This window comes from Bradyrhizobium sp. P3_C3 (assembly GCF_056402655.1).
The window spans coordinates 121,967-136,750 of sequence record NZ_JBFUGY010000004.1 but is presented as its reverse complement, the minus strand read 5'-3'; the positions used below and the strand labels follow the sequence as shown (position 1 = coordinate 136,750).

12 protein-coding genes, 1 tRNA gene and 1 pseudogene are annotated in these 14,784 nt (G+C 60.9%); 13 read left to right on the top strand and 1 reads right to left on the bottom strand.

The window, feature by feature from the left end:
* Window positions 1-116 precede the first annotated feature (116 nt).
* The 3 genes from AC1DW2_RS06815 to AC1DW2_RS06805 all read left to right on the top strand — a co-directional run bounded on the left by AC1DW2_RS06815 (window position 117) and on the right by AC1DW2_RS06805 (window position 2,194).
* Window positions 117-1,130, top strand: a complete 1,014-nt coding sequence (locus AC1DW2_RS06815) for a TRAP transporter substrate-binding protein (protein ID WP_354077009.1) — start codon at window positions 117-119, stop codon at window positions 1,128-1,130.
* Between the two features lie 199 nt (window positions 1,131-1,329).
* Window positions 1,330-1,938 carry a Spy/CpxP family protein refolding chaperone gene (locus tag AC1DW2_RS06810; RefSeq protein ID WP_155794966.1) on the top strand — a complete coding sequence of 203 codons (609 nt, stop codon included), beginning with the start codon at window positions 1,330-1,332 and terminating at the stop codon, window positions 1,936-1,938.
* Between the two features lie 180 nt (window positions 1,939-2,118).
* A tRNA-Lys gene (locus tag AC1DW2_RS06805) sits at window positions 2,119-2,194 on the top strand.
* Window positions 2,195-2,255: 61 nt separating this feature from the next.
* On the opposite strand, the gene AC1DW2_RS06800 is transcribed toward AC1DW2_RS06805, so the two are convergent.
* Window positions 2,256-3,278, bottom strand: coding sequence for a tyrosine-type recombinase/integrase (locus AC1DW2_RS06800; RefSeq protein ID WP_477005525.1), 1,023 nt, complete (start codon window positions 3,276-3,278; stop codon window positions 2,256-2,258).
* Window positions 3,279-4,400: 1,122 nt separating this feature from the next.
* On the opposite strand from AC1DW2_RS06800, the pseudogene AC1DW2_RS06795 reads away from it, so the two are divergent.
* The 10 genes and pseudogenes from AC1DW2_RS06795 to AC1DW2_RS06750 all read left to right on the top strand — a co-directional run.
* Window positions 4,401-5,681, top strand: a pseudogene (locus AC1DW2_RS06795) (ParB/RepB/Spo0J family partition protein); the annotation flags it as partial.
* Between the two features lie 130 nt (window positions 5,682-5,811).
* Entirely contained in the window at window positions 5,812-6,063 is a 252-nt protein-coding gene (locus tag AC1DW2_RS06790; protein ID WP_477005524.1) for a hypothetical protein, read from the top strand.
* Window positions 6,064-6,890: 827 nt separating this feature from the next.
* Entirely contained in the window at window positions 6,891-7,784 is an 894-nt protein-coding gene (locus AC1DW2_RS06785) for a hypothetical protein (protein WP_477005523.1), read from the top strand.
* A 916-nt stretch (window positions 7,785-8,700) separates the two neighbouring features.
* A complete protein-coding gene (locus AC1DW2_RS06780; RefSeq protein ID WP_477005610.1) occupies window positions 8,701-9,336 on the top strand; it encodes a phytanoyl-CoA dioxygenase family protein in 636 nt (211 codons plus the stop codon).
* Window positions 9,337-9,488: 152 nt separating this feature from the next.
* Complete coding sequence (locus AC1DW2_RS06775) at window positions 9,489-9,680, top strand: hypothetical protein (RefSeq protein ID WP_235547332.1); 192 nt, start codon at window positions 9,489-9,491, stop codon at window positions 9,678-9,680.
* A gap of 418 nt (window positions 9,681-10,098) precedes the next feature.
* Window positions 10,099-10,644: a recombinase family protein gene (locus AC1DW2_RS06770; protein WP_477005522.1), complete on the top strand. Its 546-nt coding sequence runs from the start codon at window positions 10,099-10,101 to the stop codon at window positions 10,642-10,644.
* 265 nt (window positions 10,645-10,909) lie between these two features.
* Window positions 10,910-11,278, top strand: a complete 369-nt coding sequence (locus AC1DW2_RS06765; RefSeq protein WP_477005521.1) for a hypothetical protein — start codon at window positions 10,910-10,912, stop codon at window positions 11,276-11,278.
* Between the two features lie 164 nt (window positions 11,279-11,442).
* Window positions 11,443-12,930: a terminase TerL endonuclease subunit gene (locus AC1DW2_RS06760; RefSeq protein WP_477005520.1), complete on the top strand. Its 1,488-nt coding sequence runs from the start codon at window positions 11,443-11,445 to the stop codon at window positions 12,928-12,930.
* 43 nt (window positions 12,931-12,973) lie between these two features.
* Window positions 12,974-13,267, top strand: a complete 294-nt coding sequence (locus AC1DW2_RS06755) for a hypothetical protein (protein ID WP_477005519.1) — start codon at window positions 12,974-12,976, stop codon at window positions 13,265-13,267.
* 157 nt (window positions 13,268-13,424) lie between these two features.
* Window positions 13,425-13,577: a hypothetical protein gene (locus AC1DW2_RS06750; protein ID WP_477005518.1), complete on the top strand. Its 153-nt coding sequence runs from the start codon at window positions 13,425-13,427 to the stop codon at window positions 13,575-13,577.
* The last annotated feature ends 1,207 nt before the right edge of the window (window positions 13,578-14,784 follow it).

The window sequence follows — 14,784 nt, the reverse complement described above, 5'->3', positions numbered from 1 at the left end:
CCCTGCTAAGGGGCAATGGCGCCTGTGTCCGCTTCCCTATAATCCTGCCTTCAAGTCTTGAATCTAAGGCTTGGGGGCGACGGTTCGTGCCCCACCAAAAACGTGCGGGAGGAAGCATGCGGAAACTCATTTGGGCTGCGGCATCGGTTGCGGTCTTGACCGGGGCGTTGGCCCTGACCGGGCCGGCATCGGCCCAATCGCCGATCATCATCAAGTTCAGCCACGTCGTCGCCACCGACACGCCGAAGGGCAAGGCGTCGGAGAAGTTCAAGGAGCTCGCCGAGAAGTACACCGGCGGCAAGGTCAAGATCGAAGTCTACCCGAACTCAACGCTCTACAAGGACAAGGAAGAGCTCGAGGCGCTCCAGCTCGGTAGCGTGCAGATGCTGGCGCCGTCCAACTCCAAGTTCGGCCCGCTCGGCATCCGCGAATTCGAGGTGTTCGATCTGCCTTACATCCTTCCGGACCTGAAGACGCTGCGGAAGGTGACGGAAGGCCCGCTCGGCCTCCGGCTGCTCAAGCTGCTGGACTCCAAGGGCATCACCGGCCTTGCCTATTGGGACAACGGCTTCAAGCAGATGAGCGCCAACAAGAAGCTGGTCACGCCCGCCGACTACCAGGGCGTCAAGTTCCGCATCCAGTCCTCGCGCGTGCTGCAGGCACAGTTCAAGTCGCTCGGCTCGCTGCCGCAGGTGATGGCGTTCTCGGAAGTCTATCAGGCGCTGCAGACCGGCGTCGTCGACGGCCAGGAGAACACCTGGTCGAACATCTATACGCAGAAGATGCACGAGGTGCAGAAGTACATCACCGAGACCAATCACGGCTACATCGGCTACGTCGTGATCGTGAACAAGAAGTTCTGGGACGATCTGCCGGCCGACATCCGCGACCAGCTGTCGAAGGCGATGAAGGAGGCGACCGACTTCAACAACGCGCAGTCGCAGAAGGAGAACGACGACGCGCTGGCCGAGATCAAGAAGAGCGGCAAGAGCGAGATCATCAAGCTCACGCCGCAGCAGGACGAGGCGATGCGCAAGGCGATGGAGCCGGTCTACAAGGACGCCGCAAGCCGCGTCGGCCAGCCGCTGATCGACGAGTTCCTCAAGGAATCGAAGAGCACGACGAACTGATCCGGATCGACCATCAATGAAGGGGCTTCCGTGCAGCCTGCGCGGAGGCCCTTTTTGTTGCAAATCATTTCAGTCTGCATCTGAATGGACATTCAGGGGAGTTACATCTTCGTAAGAACGCTCTCTCTGTCCAAGTTGTAAGTTGCGCGTCAGCCGTCCGGCGCTCATCCTCGCCGGCATCCTTCCAGAGGAGGTCCGTATGAGGAAGTTTACCATCGCCGCCATCGCCGTGCTCAGCATCGCCGGCTCGGGCGCGGTCTATGCCCAATTTCATCGCCCGTGGATGGAGCACTTCCGCCACGTCCGCATGAACCCGGAGGACCGTGCCGCCTTCGTCGACGCGCGGATCGCCGCCGTCCATGCCGGGCTGAAGCTCAACGCCGACCAGGAGAAGCTGTGGCCGCCGGTCGAGGCCGCCGTGCGCGACTTCGCCAAGCTGCGCATCGACCGCGCCAACGCACGGATGAATGCCGGCCCGGGTGACGCCGGCAAGAACGCCGACAAGCCCGAGGATCCGGTCGCCCGCCTGCGCCAGCGCGCCGAGGACATGGGCGCGACCTCCGCCGCCCTGAAGAAGATCGCCGATGCCGCCGATCCGCTCTACAAGACGCTCGACGAGGGCCAGAAGCGGCGCCTTGCCGTGCTGACCCGCCACCGTGGCCCGTTCGGGGGCGGTGGGGACGGCCCGTCCCGACACTTCATGGAACGGGGCATGGACCGCATGATGGAGCGCGGCATGGACCGCTTCCACGGCGACCGTTTCGACCGTGACGGCGGCCCGGACCGGGATCGCGAGGGCCGGCTCTGAGCCACCCCGTATTTCCCGAGGAATTAACCCCGGGATTGGCCTTGGCGAAGCCGCTGGAATCCAGCGGCTTTTCGCATTTTCGGGCCTGTGGAAGAACCTTGGAAAACATGCGCCACATCGCTTGCCATACCCGGATCGCTTTGCTAAACGACCGGCCTCGCAAGGCATTGACCGCCTTTCGGGCGCATAGCTCAGTTGGTAGAGCAGCTGACTCTTAATCAGCGGGTCCCAGGTTCGAGCCCTGGTGCGCCCACCATATAAATCAAGCACTTAGCATCTGGCTTGGTATCGTAGGCGACCTCGTTTTACAGGTCGTTTTACAGTTTTGTTCTCGCTTCGAGCTTGAGTACCGCAGCTTCTGCAAGCTGAATGTCGCGACCAAGATAGTGCGCGTCCAGAATGGCCTCGACGTCCTTTAACGAGTGGCCGGTCACAGCCGCGATCTGCGGTACGCTCGCGCCAGCGATCGCCAGCCGAACCACTGCGGTGCCCCTCAAATCGTGAAACGTCAGGTCGCCAATGCCCGCCCGTTCGCAGGCCTTTGCCCACGATGTTCGAAAGCCGTCGGAAGTCCAGGGCCGGCCGAGCGTGTTCGTCAGGATAAGAGGTCCCCGACGCTGCGTGGTGTCGAGCAGAGCTCTCAAGGGAGTGCCGGCAGGCATCACTACGCGGCGCCCGCCTTTCGACTGGCGGAGACGAATATGAGGGCTCTCGTAGGCTGACCAAGGTAAGCGCAAAAGGTCGCCTTGTCGTTGACCGCTCCATAAAGCCAAGATCAGCGCCAACCTGATCTCTTCAGATGCAACTGATAGAACTGCGGCAATGTCCTGCTCGGTCCAGATCTTGTCTCGGCGGTCTGCGACGTAGAGCCGACCACCACGCTCGCAAGGATTGCTGGTGATAATGCCGCGATCTTTCGCGAAGGACAGAATGCGCGCCAACACCGTCCAGGCGAGATCAGCCTTGCGCGGCGTGTTGGCGAATTTGTCGCGCCAGCCTTTGAAGTCGCCGCGAATCCTGTGATCGGCGAGAGCGGCGATCGGCAGGTCAGCGAATTCTTCTTCAATGAGTTTGATGTACCTCAGATAATCGCGGCGAGTGGACGCCGCGATCTTGGTGAATTCCGGTGCCGCCTTGTATCGCGCGATGATTGACATGAAGGTGCCGGCGCGTGGCTGCCGTAAGTTCGAATGCGCCTCCTGGTATTGCTGGACGAAATCAGGGGTGCCTGGTTCTGCCTTGATCTGGGGGCCGCCGCGATAGGCGTAATAGTACGTCTTTGGTTCGCCGCTTGAGAGCGTCGCCTTTACTTTATGAATGCCTTTGAGATTGACGCGCACGCTTCGCTCTCCACTCGTCCAGCGCGGATGTCGCAACGTCCGGAGTTTGAGTTCTGAGTAATCCACTCAGCGAGTCTAACGCGAGATCGATCGCTTTCAAGTCCCATCGCGACGTGCCAGAAAGAGCAGAGGGTAGTCTTCCGATTTTTACCCAGTTCGAGAAGGTGCTGACTGACAGACCACAGTATGAGGCAGCTTGGTCACGCGACACCAGGCGCTGGCCAATACCGCCCCGAACAGAATCCATCGGAATTATCCAGTCGTGACAGCACCACGCCGAGGTAATTGGAAGATCGCACTTTCGCTGGCTGGCGCAACTGCAAGCACCGGCACGGAGATCAAGCTGCAGCCTTGTAGGAATGCGATCACGCAAGAAGAATCAAGCCAGATCAGGCGGCTCACATTGTCTTGAGATGCGACGAAATCCGTCGATCGCCGAAGATGGCGATCCTGGATCGGCTCACTCTCCCCGCCGCTGTCTCACTGATTCTGATTTGGGTGCGCGTGCGGCTGTCGCCGCATCGGGCTCTCGTGAACCGAGCGCGTTGCGTCTCGGCCATTCGGCTTCGATCCCTCACGCAAGCAGATATAGATATAATGTGTCGCTCGCCGGAGGCACTCGCACGAAGGGCTGCCGCTGCGCGGCACCGCTATCACTGCCCGTCGCGCGGGTGCCTTGTTAACCGGTCTCGCGACTGCACTCGGTCCCGGGTCCCGCCGCTACGCGTCGGCGCTATGCTGACCCTCCTGCGGGTGCCTCTTTTGATTTTCTCACTCTTGCTCTTGTTTTCGATCTCTTGTTTTGGCCTGCGCTGACTTGCTCAACGTTCTAACGCTTGAGACCTAATGGGCGCTGCCCCTCGCGCGCGCCAGGGTAAAGCGCCGGCTGGCGCCGGCGCCGACCCGAGCGGTCTCCCCGGTCTTCCGTGCTTTCGAGGGCGTCACCTTCTCGAACGGCTGACATGCGCTCGTGCAGACCCGCTCTTGCGAGCGGCCCTTGCGGGCGGGCGATCCCCCTCCGCTCGGGTCGCCCTGGCGCTTGCTACCCCCGGTCTCGCCGACGGGCAGGGGTGCAGGCGCGGAGTGCGCGCTGCACCCATGGAAGCAAAAGGAAGAATGATCATGTCGGCCAAATCAGTTGAAATCATTCCCGCGAGCGGGACGGAGACTTTGATTCCGCTCAATAAGCTCAAGAAGTCCCCGAACAATGCGCGCAAGACGCCGCACAGCGAGACGGCGATCGAGGGCTACGCGGCGAGTATTGCCGCCAAGGGCATCCTGCAAAATCTGGTGGTCGAGCCCGAGTTGGACGGAGAGGGGACGGCCACGGGGTTCTATTTGGTGAGCATCGGCGAGGGCAGGCGGCTTGCCCAGCTTCTGCGAGTGAAGCGAAAGGAGATCAAGAAGACCGAGCCGATCCGCTGCGTTATCGACACCGCGAATGACCCCCACGAAATCAGCCTGGACGAGAACGTCACCCGCGAAAACATGCATCCCGCCGACCAGTTCGAGGCGTTCCGGAAGCTCGCGGACGAGCGTGGTTTCGGCGCGGAGGAGATCGCCGCCCGCTTTGGCGTGACGCCGCATGTGGTGCGGCAACGCCTCCGGTTGGGTGCGGTTTCGCCAAAATTGATCGAGCTCTATCGCGATGGCGAACTGATCTTGGAGCAGTTGATGGCTTTTGCCATCACTGACGATCAGGCTCGGCAAGAAGGCGTCTATGAGCGTCTGTCCTACGACCGTGATGCCAGCACGATCCGGCGTCTGCTCACCGAAACCCATGTCGCTGCAACCGATCGCCGCGCGCGGTTTGTCGGGCTCGAGGCCTATATCGAGGCAGGCGGTACGATCCTGCGCGACCTCTTTACCGAGGATCGCGGCGGCTATCTGGAAGACGTGGCGTTGCTCGATCTCCTGGTGACAGCGCGGCTTGGCCGGGAGGCGGACGCCTTACGGGCGGCCGAGGGATGGAAGTGGACGGAGCCCCATCTCGACTTCCCGCACGCCCACGGCATGCGTCGCGCCTACCCGCATCCGGTCGAGCTTTCGGCGGAAGATCAGACTGCCCTTCAGGTCGCCCAAACCGAGTTCGACGAGCTGACCGAACAGCATCAAACGGCCGAGGAACTGCCTGATGCGGTGGATGCGCGGTTCGGTGAATTGGAGAACCAAATCGAGCAGTTTGAGGCGAAATGGCAGGCTTACGATCCCGGGGACGTCGCGCGCGGTGGCGCGTTTGTGATCCTCAATCACGACGGCACCGTCAGGATTGAACGCGGTTTCATCCGCCCCGAGGACGACAAAGCCCAGCCTGAAACCGGGCAGGAAGGCGACGCTCAGACACCGGACGAGGAGGGCGGAGGAGGTGATCAAACCACGCGCGATGGCGAGGGAGAGGAGGGAGAAAACCGACGAAACCCAACGCTCATTCGTCATCGACCTTTACACCAAGATGCGCGAGACTTGGGAGCATGCAATCGAGGAGATCCTCTTCGCCGGTGTGGTTGGGAGGTTCCGGCCCAACATATCGACAATGAAGCTGCGGTCTGCCTGCGTCGAAAAGGCTGACTATGAGGCTGTTTTTGCTGGGATGACGCGGTGCTCGAAGTTCTCGGGGCACGATCAATCGGTCGGAGTGCCGGCCGAACTTCCAAAGTTCGACGCTATCAAGGCGGACCTCGACAAGCTTAGTCAGTTTGTTGCCGCTGCAGACGGCCGCCGTAAAACGCTCGAAAAGGACGGCAAGGCGTTCGAGGAAGGGCCGATGGCCGCGGATATCCTCTAGACTTTCTGCAAAAAGGTCTTTCGAGCGAGCAAGCGCATGACCTGCTCTTGTTTCCTCCTATTGCTGTGGCGGTCCATGCTGCTGCGACCGACGTACAATGGCATTTTCGCTTTTGCGGCAATGCATGAGGCACCAACCGCTTGCGACACCCGTAGTGCTTGAGCTTCCTCGCCCTCGGTGTGGCCTTGCCCGGTTGACCGTCATACGTACCGGCGAGACGTTTTTAGCGGATTATTTGATCGAGCTGACCTTCTCGCTGGCGCTGCCAACGCGGCCGTAAAGGTCGTGCGACTAGGCCGGCAGTGCGTGCCGGCAAGGCATCCACCCGCATCCCGAAGACGGGAGCCCTCGGGCGGAGCCTACTTGCCTGCACGCTCGGTCCTGCCGGCCTCGAATTCTCCCGACCGGCCGCGATGGCGCAGCCGATAACCAACGGGAGAAACTCAAAATGTTCAACGACACCCAAACCGACAAAATCCGCAGCCTGCGCACGAACGAAAAGTGGACGTATCTGGTGCGGTTTTTGGTGCGGTCGTCGCGGGACGGGCAACGAAGACCAAGCAAGATACTGATATTCTTGGTGGGCCCGGCAGAACGAACACAATAGCCAGAATCAACGCCTTACGTTGTCTCAGCGGCGTAACGGCGTTGTGGGCCGTGAAGGCTTTTAAGCGGATTGTCTCAGGTAGAGGAGGGGCCCGATCGTTTCGGATTCGCGAATCGGCTCATCGATCACCACGTAAATCCTGATGCGCTTTCGCAGAGCGCGCCAACCAAGGAGACCAAAGCCGCGAAACATCGACTGAGACTGAAAGGGACAATCGCAAATGCCACCGCCCGATGCGAAAGGGCGCGGTCACGCCAATGACCACGCCCTTCTAAATTCGCTCTCGCCAGAGCATCAACAGCACACCAGAAATAAAGCCGCCGAACAAAAACCGCAAGCTCACCGCCACAAAAATTGCGGAGGCGGCGCCATGGATGACTCCGCAGACAAAACCGCGCTGCTTGCCCGCTGCCGCCTCAAACAAGCGCGGAAGTGGTTCGCTATTCGAGGCTGGAAGCAGCTGCCGCAAAACGAACGGGGCCGGAGTATCTTGCGCTGGGGTGCCGATCATGCCTGGCTTGCGGCATCAGGGAAGCCGCAGACCTCGGTGCAGCGCTGGTGCCGCAAGTTGGCGCCGTGGCTGACAGTTGCCGAACTCAATGAGCTCGTCGCTTACGCCAAGGAGTCCAACAAGCGCTGGTCCGCCGATCACTCCGCCGCCGTGCTCGAGATTTCCGTCACGGACCGCACGAAGCATAAGCTGTGGCACTTCGGCGCCAACGATGATCCCAACTACGAGGTGCGTCTCGGCATTAGGCGCGCGAAGGCAGCAGCACGCGCCCGGAAGTCGCGCGCTGCCCGCAGCACCGGCCGCCCTCGTGGAAGACCGAAGGCCGAGGTACCGGCATGGCAGGCCGCCGGATACAACAGCAAGCGCACCTACCAGCGACACAAGGCGCTCGGAACCTTGGCGCAGAATGGCACCAAAAATCCGTCACGCCATATAAGTAAGAATAGGGAGCGTGACGGAATTTCGGTGCCACGGATGCCATGCGCGATGATCCGCGCCAACGCAATCGATCTCGACACGATCGACCTCGCCAAGTTCGGGATCGTCGCCTTCACAATCATGAGCGGCCAAACCTTGGTATCGGCCTGGAGCGCGCCGCCCTAAGCGGGCGCGCGTCCACACCGCTCACCGAATACGGGACAAGTGGGACATGCCGGGACATTGTCCCATCTTGTCTCAGATGTCCCAGGCGCGCGCTCCCGCGCGCGTCGACCATTTTCCACACTCACATTAGTCAATAGCCGCCTGAACGAATTGATTGATGCGCGAGACAGCCGCTATACTCGCCTGCGGGGGGGGCATGTCTCAAGCTGTCGAAGCGTTTCGCCAGATATCGTGGCCAATCGCCAACTGGTCCCACATCACCTCGTAGTCATCTGGAGCGGTTTCGCCGCCAATAACCGTGCGTCGCATTGAAAGTCGTCTGCCATCCCGCATCATTCCGGTCGGCGCTGGATGGCAAGTATCTCACTCGAACCTAGGGAGTAGCTCCATAGCCTATGGAGTTCACCCCTGGGGCTTAGGTGCTTCGTTCCTGCCTTGGGCCTACCGCACTCAAGCCCTCAAAGCCGTGGCCTGAGAACGACGCTTGCAAATCGAGAGCGCCCCAATATGGCTAGTTCGAAATCGCAATTGCCGCAGGCATTTTTAGTTTTAGCATATCGATAGTCGTGCGAACTTGGTCGATGACACATCAACTCCCGGCCATTCACGCGATCAGGGACCGTCGCTCCGCTCCGGCGCGACGGCCCCGCCGAGATGAGAGCGATGAAACTGGCTCCCAGCCAGCAGTTGCGGAATGGGCCGTCCGGTGATCGGAGGCTTGTTCTGTGTCAGTGCGGGGGCCGCGGACTACGCGACCAGAATGTAATCGAGGCTCAGATTTGAAATGTTTATGGGAATCGGGATAGCGAAGGCGAGCGAGGACTTTGTTCAATATCAAGAGCTAGCGCGGCTGCCCCATTTGGACCGAGACGGCTTTGCGGTTGTCGAAAACATCACCGACCTCGATGATCTTGCGGTGATCAGAAACGAGATTGACGAGCTTCTCCGGCGCGGTCATGTGCCGACGAAGGAGCTCGGAGAACGAGGCGGCCCACCTCAGATCATCGAGATTTTGTGGCCTATGAAGTTATCAGAACGAATCGCGAGGTCTCGCTTCGTCCGGAACGCATGCGCTGTTTCCCAGGCCCATTTTGGCCATAGAGTAACATACAACTTCGATCACGCTATCATTAAGCCCGCTTTCAATTCTAGGGAAACGGCTTGGCATCAGGATTTCGCCTATTCCACTTGGTTCAATTTTTCTGAACGACAACGATTGCATTGGTGGTTACCTCTTCATGATGTCCCGACCGACCAAGGATGCATGCATTTCGTGCGCGGCAGCCATCGCATGGGCCGCCTCCCACACGTCCGCGTAGCGGCAACTTCTGACGCTTTGAAGACCACCGTCCCTGAGAACGCCGACGTCGTTTCGTGCCCGTTAAATGCCGGAAGCGCCACCGTGCACACAGAGGCCACATTGCACTTTACAGGGCCCAACAAGACGAGCTCGGCTCGGTATGCGTTCATTCTGCAGTTCGAACGATCAACCTGGCCAACAAGGTTACGCACCTCGGTCAAGAGCTTGGTGTGGAAATTTGGCCGGCTATAGTGGAAGCCAACTGACCGCCAACCCGGGTGCTTTTATGCGCGTGCGCGAAAGCTCTATTGGGATTTCGCACACAGGATGAAGCTTGTGGCGTGAGGGGGCTACCCTTTATTTTTTAGGAAGTAATTGCGACCACTCCTGGCGGGAGATGCACGATGATCGAAGAAAGAATTGCTCGTTTACGGACCCATCGAAACAACATCGCTCGGTATCGGCGCCTCCTCAAAACGAAACTAAGTGATATTGAACGGAAGTATTTCGAAACGCGGCTGTCCGAAGAGCAAGCTGCGATGAAAATGAACTTGAGCGCGGTCGACGCGTCGCCGGTTATCGTGGGGCTTAAATAACCGCTCGGCTACTTCGTCGAGCGCGCGGACGCGCCCGTCTTTTTTTCCGATGCCGCCTTAGCGCATAAGCTCGACCGCGATGGCAGCGGCGAACGCCACCACCAGCAGGCTGCCGGCGGTTACCGCTATCCAGTCGATTTGGTGAAGATGAATCCGCATAGTGTGACCTCCCCGTGAGGCGCCGCCGCTGCCGCAACGGGGCAAAGCGGTTTAGGCGGCGGCGCGCCGGGGCGCGGTTGAAGTCCGCGCTCTCTCGCATCTAACGGCCGCCGGGCCGGTGCCGTTCCTGATCGGAGCGCCTATCTTTGAGCGCGCGTTGGCGATTTGCGAAACTTAGGAGTTTTGCAAAATACTTGTAGACCCACAAAAACAACGTGTTACAGTTTGCGAAACTTATTTGCGAAAGTGGAGCGTGCAAATGACCATTCTTGGATATGCCCGCGTCTCGACGCGGGACCAGCACCTGACCGGGCAGATCGAGGCACTGACCGCGGCCGGCGCCACCACGATCTACCGCGAGAAGATCAGCGGCGTTAGGGCTGATCGGCCGCAGCTGACAAAACTGATGATGGCCCTCAAGTCCGGCGATGTCGTCGTGGTGACGAAACTCGATCGGCTCGGCCGCAGCACTAGGGAGCTTCTGGACCTGATCGAGCAGATCGGCGTGGCCGGCGCCGCATTCCGTAGCCTGGGCGACCCGCTATTTGACACGACGTCGTCGCAAGGCCGCTTGCTCCTGGCCGTCCTGGCCGCGATCGCATCGTTTGAGCGTGACTTGATCCGCGAGCGCACCAGCGACGGCCGCAAGCGCGCCATGGCGGAGGGCAAGAGGTTTGGCAGGAAGCCCAAGCTGACGCCGCACCAGCGCGCGGAGGCCTTGAAACGCCGGGCCGCCGGCGAGACCTTGGCCGAGATCGCGAAGTCATACGCTGTCGACGTATCGATGATATCGCGGCTGCGATAGCTCCACCCGCCATCGCGATCCGAACGGGCCGCCATCTCGGCGGCCCTTTTCATTTGCGCCCAGCCCGCGAGCGCGGCGCCCCCAGCGCGTGGCGTGACGTCGGCCGGCCTCCACGACCCGCCGAATGGAAGGCCGCTGTACGGCCTCCGCAAGGGCGCCTACGGCCGCCCCGGCAGAGGCGGGAAGATGCACCAGATAGGTGCAAAAATACGTGCAAACTCAGTAGCTTATTGACTTGTGTACTGGTTCGCATATATTAGAACGTATGCCGAACACAAACACCATTGCGACCCCCATCCCCAAAAGCCGCGGCTGGCGCCGCTACCGCGAGCTGAAGCAGCGGGACGACGCCGATCGCCAGGCCATCGCTACTGAGCTGTTAGCAGGCCTCGGCCGGCCGTCGACGATGGCGGACCGGTTGGCGGCTGAGAACATCGCAAGCCTTACCGTATGGGCTCGCGTGTTAGAGCGCCGTGGCGCCTTTCAGGGCGCGACGGAGGTACGGCAGCAGATCACCCAAGCGGCGCGGGCCTTCCCAGCATTCAAGCCGCAACCAGCGGCGCCGCCGAAGAGTGATGCCGGTGCCGACTTTATGGCCGAGATGCAGGCCGCTGCGACGCCGCAGGGGGGCTAGATGCACTCACCCCGCGCGCTCGACCTCCGTCAAGCCGGTCTGACCCTCCAAGAGATCGCAGACTGTCTTGGTCTCTCTCGGCTCGATGTCTTTCGCGCCCTTGAGCAGGGCGGCATGATCGTGAGCTGTGCGACCGGCCGATTCAATCGAGCAGGACGGCCGCAATGAATCGCCAGCCCGATCCGGTCGCCTTCATCAATGCCGTGCTGCGCGATCCGGCGACCGGTCGACCATTCGAGCTGTTGCCCGCCGAGATCGCCTTCCTCGAGCACGCCTTCACCCTCGATGGGGATGGCCGGGCAATCTATCCCGAACTGACGTATTCGGCGCCCAAGAAGTCCGGCAAGACCGCCTTCGCCGCCATCCTGACGTTGACCGTGACGCTGCTCTACGGCGGCAAGAACGCCGAGGCGATCTGCTGCGCAAACGACCTGGAACAATCGCAGTCGAGAGTGTTCTCGGCGATCAAGGCGATCGTGCTGGCAAGCCCGCGCCTCAGTGAGCGCGCCAAGATCACCAAGAGCGAGATCACCTTTCCCGACGTCGGCGCCTCGATCCTCGCCATCGCGAGCGATGCCGCCGGTGCGGCCGGTGCGAACCCGGTGATTACCGTGGGCGATGAACTTTGGGGGTTCACCACGGAGGCCTCCCGGCGCCTCTGGGATGAGCTGGTACCGCCGCCGACCCGCAAGCCGGCATGGCGACTCGCCGTCACCTATGCCGGCTACAGCGGCGAGTCACAGTTGCTGGAGGAAGTCTACAAGACCGGTACCGTCCAGCCATCGATCGGCCCGGATCTCTATGCCGGCGACGGCCGACTGACGTTCTGGACGCATCGCCCGGTGGCACCGTGGCAGGATGATCGCTGGATTGCGCAGATGCGCTCCACGATGAGGCCGAACGCCTTTGCGCGGATCATCGAAAATCGATGGGTGACGTCGGAGTCGGCCTTCGTTGATCTCGCCATGTGGGATCGGTGCGTCGATCCCAGTCTCCGGCCGCTGCAAGCTGATCGCGGTCTCCCGGTCTTCATCGGTCTCGATGCGTCACTGAAGCGCGACAGCACCGCAATCGTCGCCGTGACTGGAGACGGTGACCGCATCAGGCTCGTCTCGCATCGCGTATTCCAGCCGAGCCCAGATAATCCGCTCGACTTCGAGTCGACCATCGAGGCGGAGATCGTCTCGCTCTGCGACCGGTTCTCGGTGCAGGCCGTCCGCTACGATCCATGGCAACTTGCCAGCGTGGCTCAGCGCCTGATCAAGCGCGGCGGCGTTCCAATGGTCGAGTTTCCGCAGACCAGTTCAAACCTGACCGACTCGTCATCGAATCTCTACGAGCTGATCAAGGGCGAGAGCCTTGCGGTTTATCCAGATGAGGCCATGCGCATTTCAATCTCGCAAGCTGTCGCGATCGAGACTCCGAGAGGCTGGAGGATTGCGAAGGAAAAGGCGCGGCACAAGATCGATGCCGTCGTCGCGCTGGCGATGGCGGCCCTGGCCGCGGTCAAGCAAGAGCAGATGCATGGATTCGGCGTCTTCGAGCATTACCGCCGTGAGAGCGAGGCGGCCGAAGCGGCGACCAAGCCGCCGCCGATCGCCGATGTGGTGCGCGTGGTGTGGCCGCGAGGCCGCACGCCGGAAGTTTGTTGAAGCCGACGTAGAGGCTATCGCAATCCGCGATACGCTATTCGAAATGGGCCGAGATCTTTCGTCATCGGCATGGTTGCGAGCAGGCGAGGCCGCCGCCGATGCGTATGCAGCGACGTTGCTGCCCGAACCGACGCGCACGCAAGTTGCTGAGGCATTGCAGCGTTGCAGCGAGCTCTTGGCGCGGCTTCCCGTCGATCCGTCGGCGAAGCTGGCGCCGACTCGCTGTCAGCACGCCACGCCGCAGGATCAAGCCAACTTCTGGCGCAGCATCGGATTCCAAGCGGTACTATCCACCCCGGCGCAGCTTGGTGAGCCGGGTATGATGGTGGAGTGCTGAGTCATGCCAAAAACCGCATCGACCCATTGTTCGCGACCCAACGCAGTCCAGCATCTGCCGGTCGTCACGCCACGGTCGTGACACCAAACAACACGAGCGATCTCAGCAACGTGACATCGTCGTTGATCGTTACCACCGGCGCCAGCGCCGCCTCACCGTGGTCTTCGCCGACGATGCCGATCAGCAGACCACCCTGATCCCGCTGCCGTCCGGCATCACATTACAGATCTACGCACAGGTACGTCGCGTCATGTCGACCGGCACCAATCTCGGCACCGGAACCAGCGGCGTCGTTGCGACCTGGGGCTAACGACGAGGAGGGAGCTTAAAATGACGACTGCCATATGGACGGTGCGACTCTTCGGTGGTCGAGATGTCGGCGTCACTTTCGACTCGAGCGCTGGCACGATCGCGATCCTCGGTCAGGCGATTACACTATTTCAACACTGTCTGCATCGCTGCAGCAGAGGTGGAACGATGCGCTCAACAGCGGCAGCGGCGTCCCGACCGGCGCGCGAGGCGCCTTCGCTGGGGACAATGTGCAAGCGGCAGTAGGCGCAATCTTGAGCGACCAAGCCACCTGGCGCAACGCCGTCCAGGCAGCTTTGGCGGGCTATCTGCAGACACAAAGCAGCGGCGGACCCCTAGTCGAGTTCTGGAATCGATGAGCTTCTACCGCGACCATCACGAGCGCTGTTCTCCATGGCGGCGTGGTCGCGCCCGGCGGCGAGCGTCTATCTCCTGGCGCCCGCCGCCTCCCTTTCCTTCGAGCGCGCGGGCCTATCCACCTCGCGCGCTCGGGGAGACGGTTAACGCCTACATCGAGAAGAAGCTGCAAGAAGAGTTAGGCCGCCTCAGTTGGAGGCCTCTCTCATTCAGCGGTTTTTAGCGGCTTTTTCGGCTTCTGGCCCCCATCAGCGAAGTGGCGGCACCTCACATGGAGGTCCGCTTTGTGGGGCATTGCGGAATAGATTTGCTCGCGCTGAGCCTTTCGCGTTTTGACCCAAACTGGAAATGGCTGTCACGCAGGGCGACGTCCGATGCTGAGGTAAAACCGGTCGCAGTTGTTCTAGTCGTTTCGTTAGTGACTTACGTCTTCCATAACATCGACTTACGCTTTCAGGCGCCGCCAACTATTCGCAGCACTTGATCTCGGCCGTATGAATTGCCTGTGCTTCCTGACCAAATGGACGCCCACGAAGGGGACGGCTCTTTCAGTCCAGTGCCGGAGGCGCTTTGGTCGTTTTACAGCGGGGGATCGGACCGGGCGGCATTATTGCAAAGGGTCAGTGCTCCTTCCGTAGTTCTCCGACTGCGAACATAGTTCCGCCTCCTCGGCTGCGTTAAAAACGCCAGTGCAGAGCAGCTGGCAGGAAAGACGATTGACGTGCAGCTGCATGCCAATCCGTGGGAAGCCTCGCAGGCTCGAGACCAGTGCGTTCCGTTGCGGGTTAGCTCGCGCCGTAGCGCAGATGCGCGGATCGCTCTCACGCGAATGCCAATGCAATTTGATACGG

Excerpts from the sequence above, each read along its gene's own strand:
- AC1DW2_RS06815 (WP_354077009.1), top strand. The coding sequence starts at position 117 with ATGCGGAAACTCATTTGGGCTGCGGCATCGGTTGCGGTCTTGACCGGG.
- AC1DW2_RS06755 (WP_477005519.1), top strand. The coding sequence starts at position 12,974 with ATGGGCCGAGATCTTTCGTCATCGGCATGGTTGCGAGCAGGCGAGGCC.
- AC1DW2_RS06770 (WP_477005522.1), top strand. The coding sequence starts at position 10,099 with ATGACCATTCTTGGATATGCCCGCGTCTCGACGCGGGACCAGCACCTG.
- AC1DW2_RS06760 (WP_477005520.1), top strand. The coding sequence starts at position 11,443 with ATGAATCGCCAGCCCGATCCGGTCGCCTTCATCAATGCCGTGCTGCGC.
- AC1DW2_RS06785 (WP_477005523.1), top strand. The coding sequence starts at position 6,891 with ATGCCACCGCCCGATGCGAAAGGGCGCGGTCACGCCAATGACCACGCC.
- AC1DW2_RS06765 (WP_477005521.1), top strand. The coding sequence starts at position 10,910 with ATGCCGAACACAAACACCATTGCGACCCCCATCCCCAAAAGCCGCGGC.
- AC1DW2_RS06775 (WP_235547332.1), top strand. The coding sequence starts at position 9,489 with ATGATCGAAGAAAGAATTGCTCGTTTACGGACCCATCGAAACAACATC.
- AC1DW2_RS06810 (WP_155794966.1), top strand. The coding sequence starts at position 1,330 with ATGAGGAAGTTTACCATCGCCGCCATCGCCGTGCTCAGCATCGCCGGC.
- AC1DW2_RS06790 (WP_477005524.1), top strand. The coding sequence starts at position 5,812 with ATGAAGCTGCGGTCTGCCTGCGTCGAAAAGGCTGACTATGAGGCTGTT.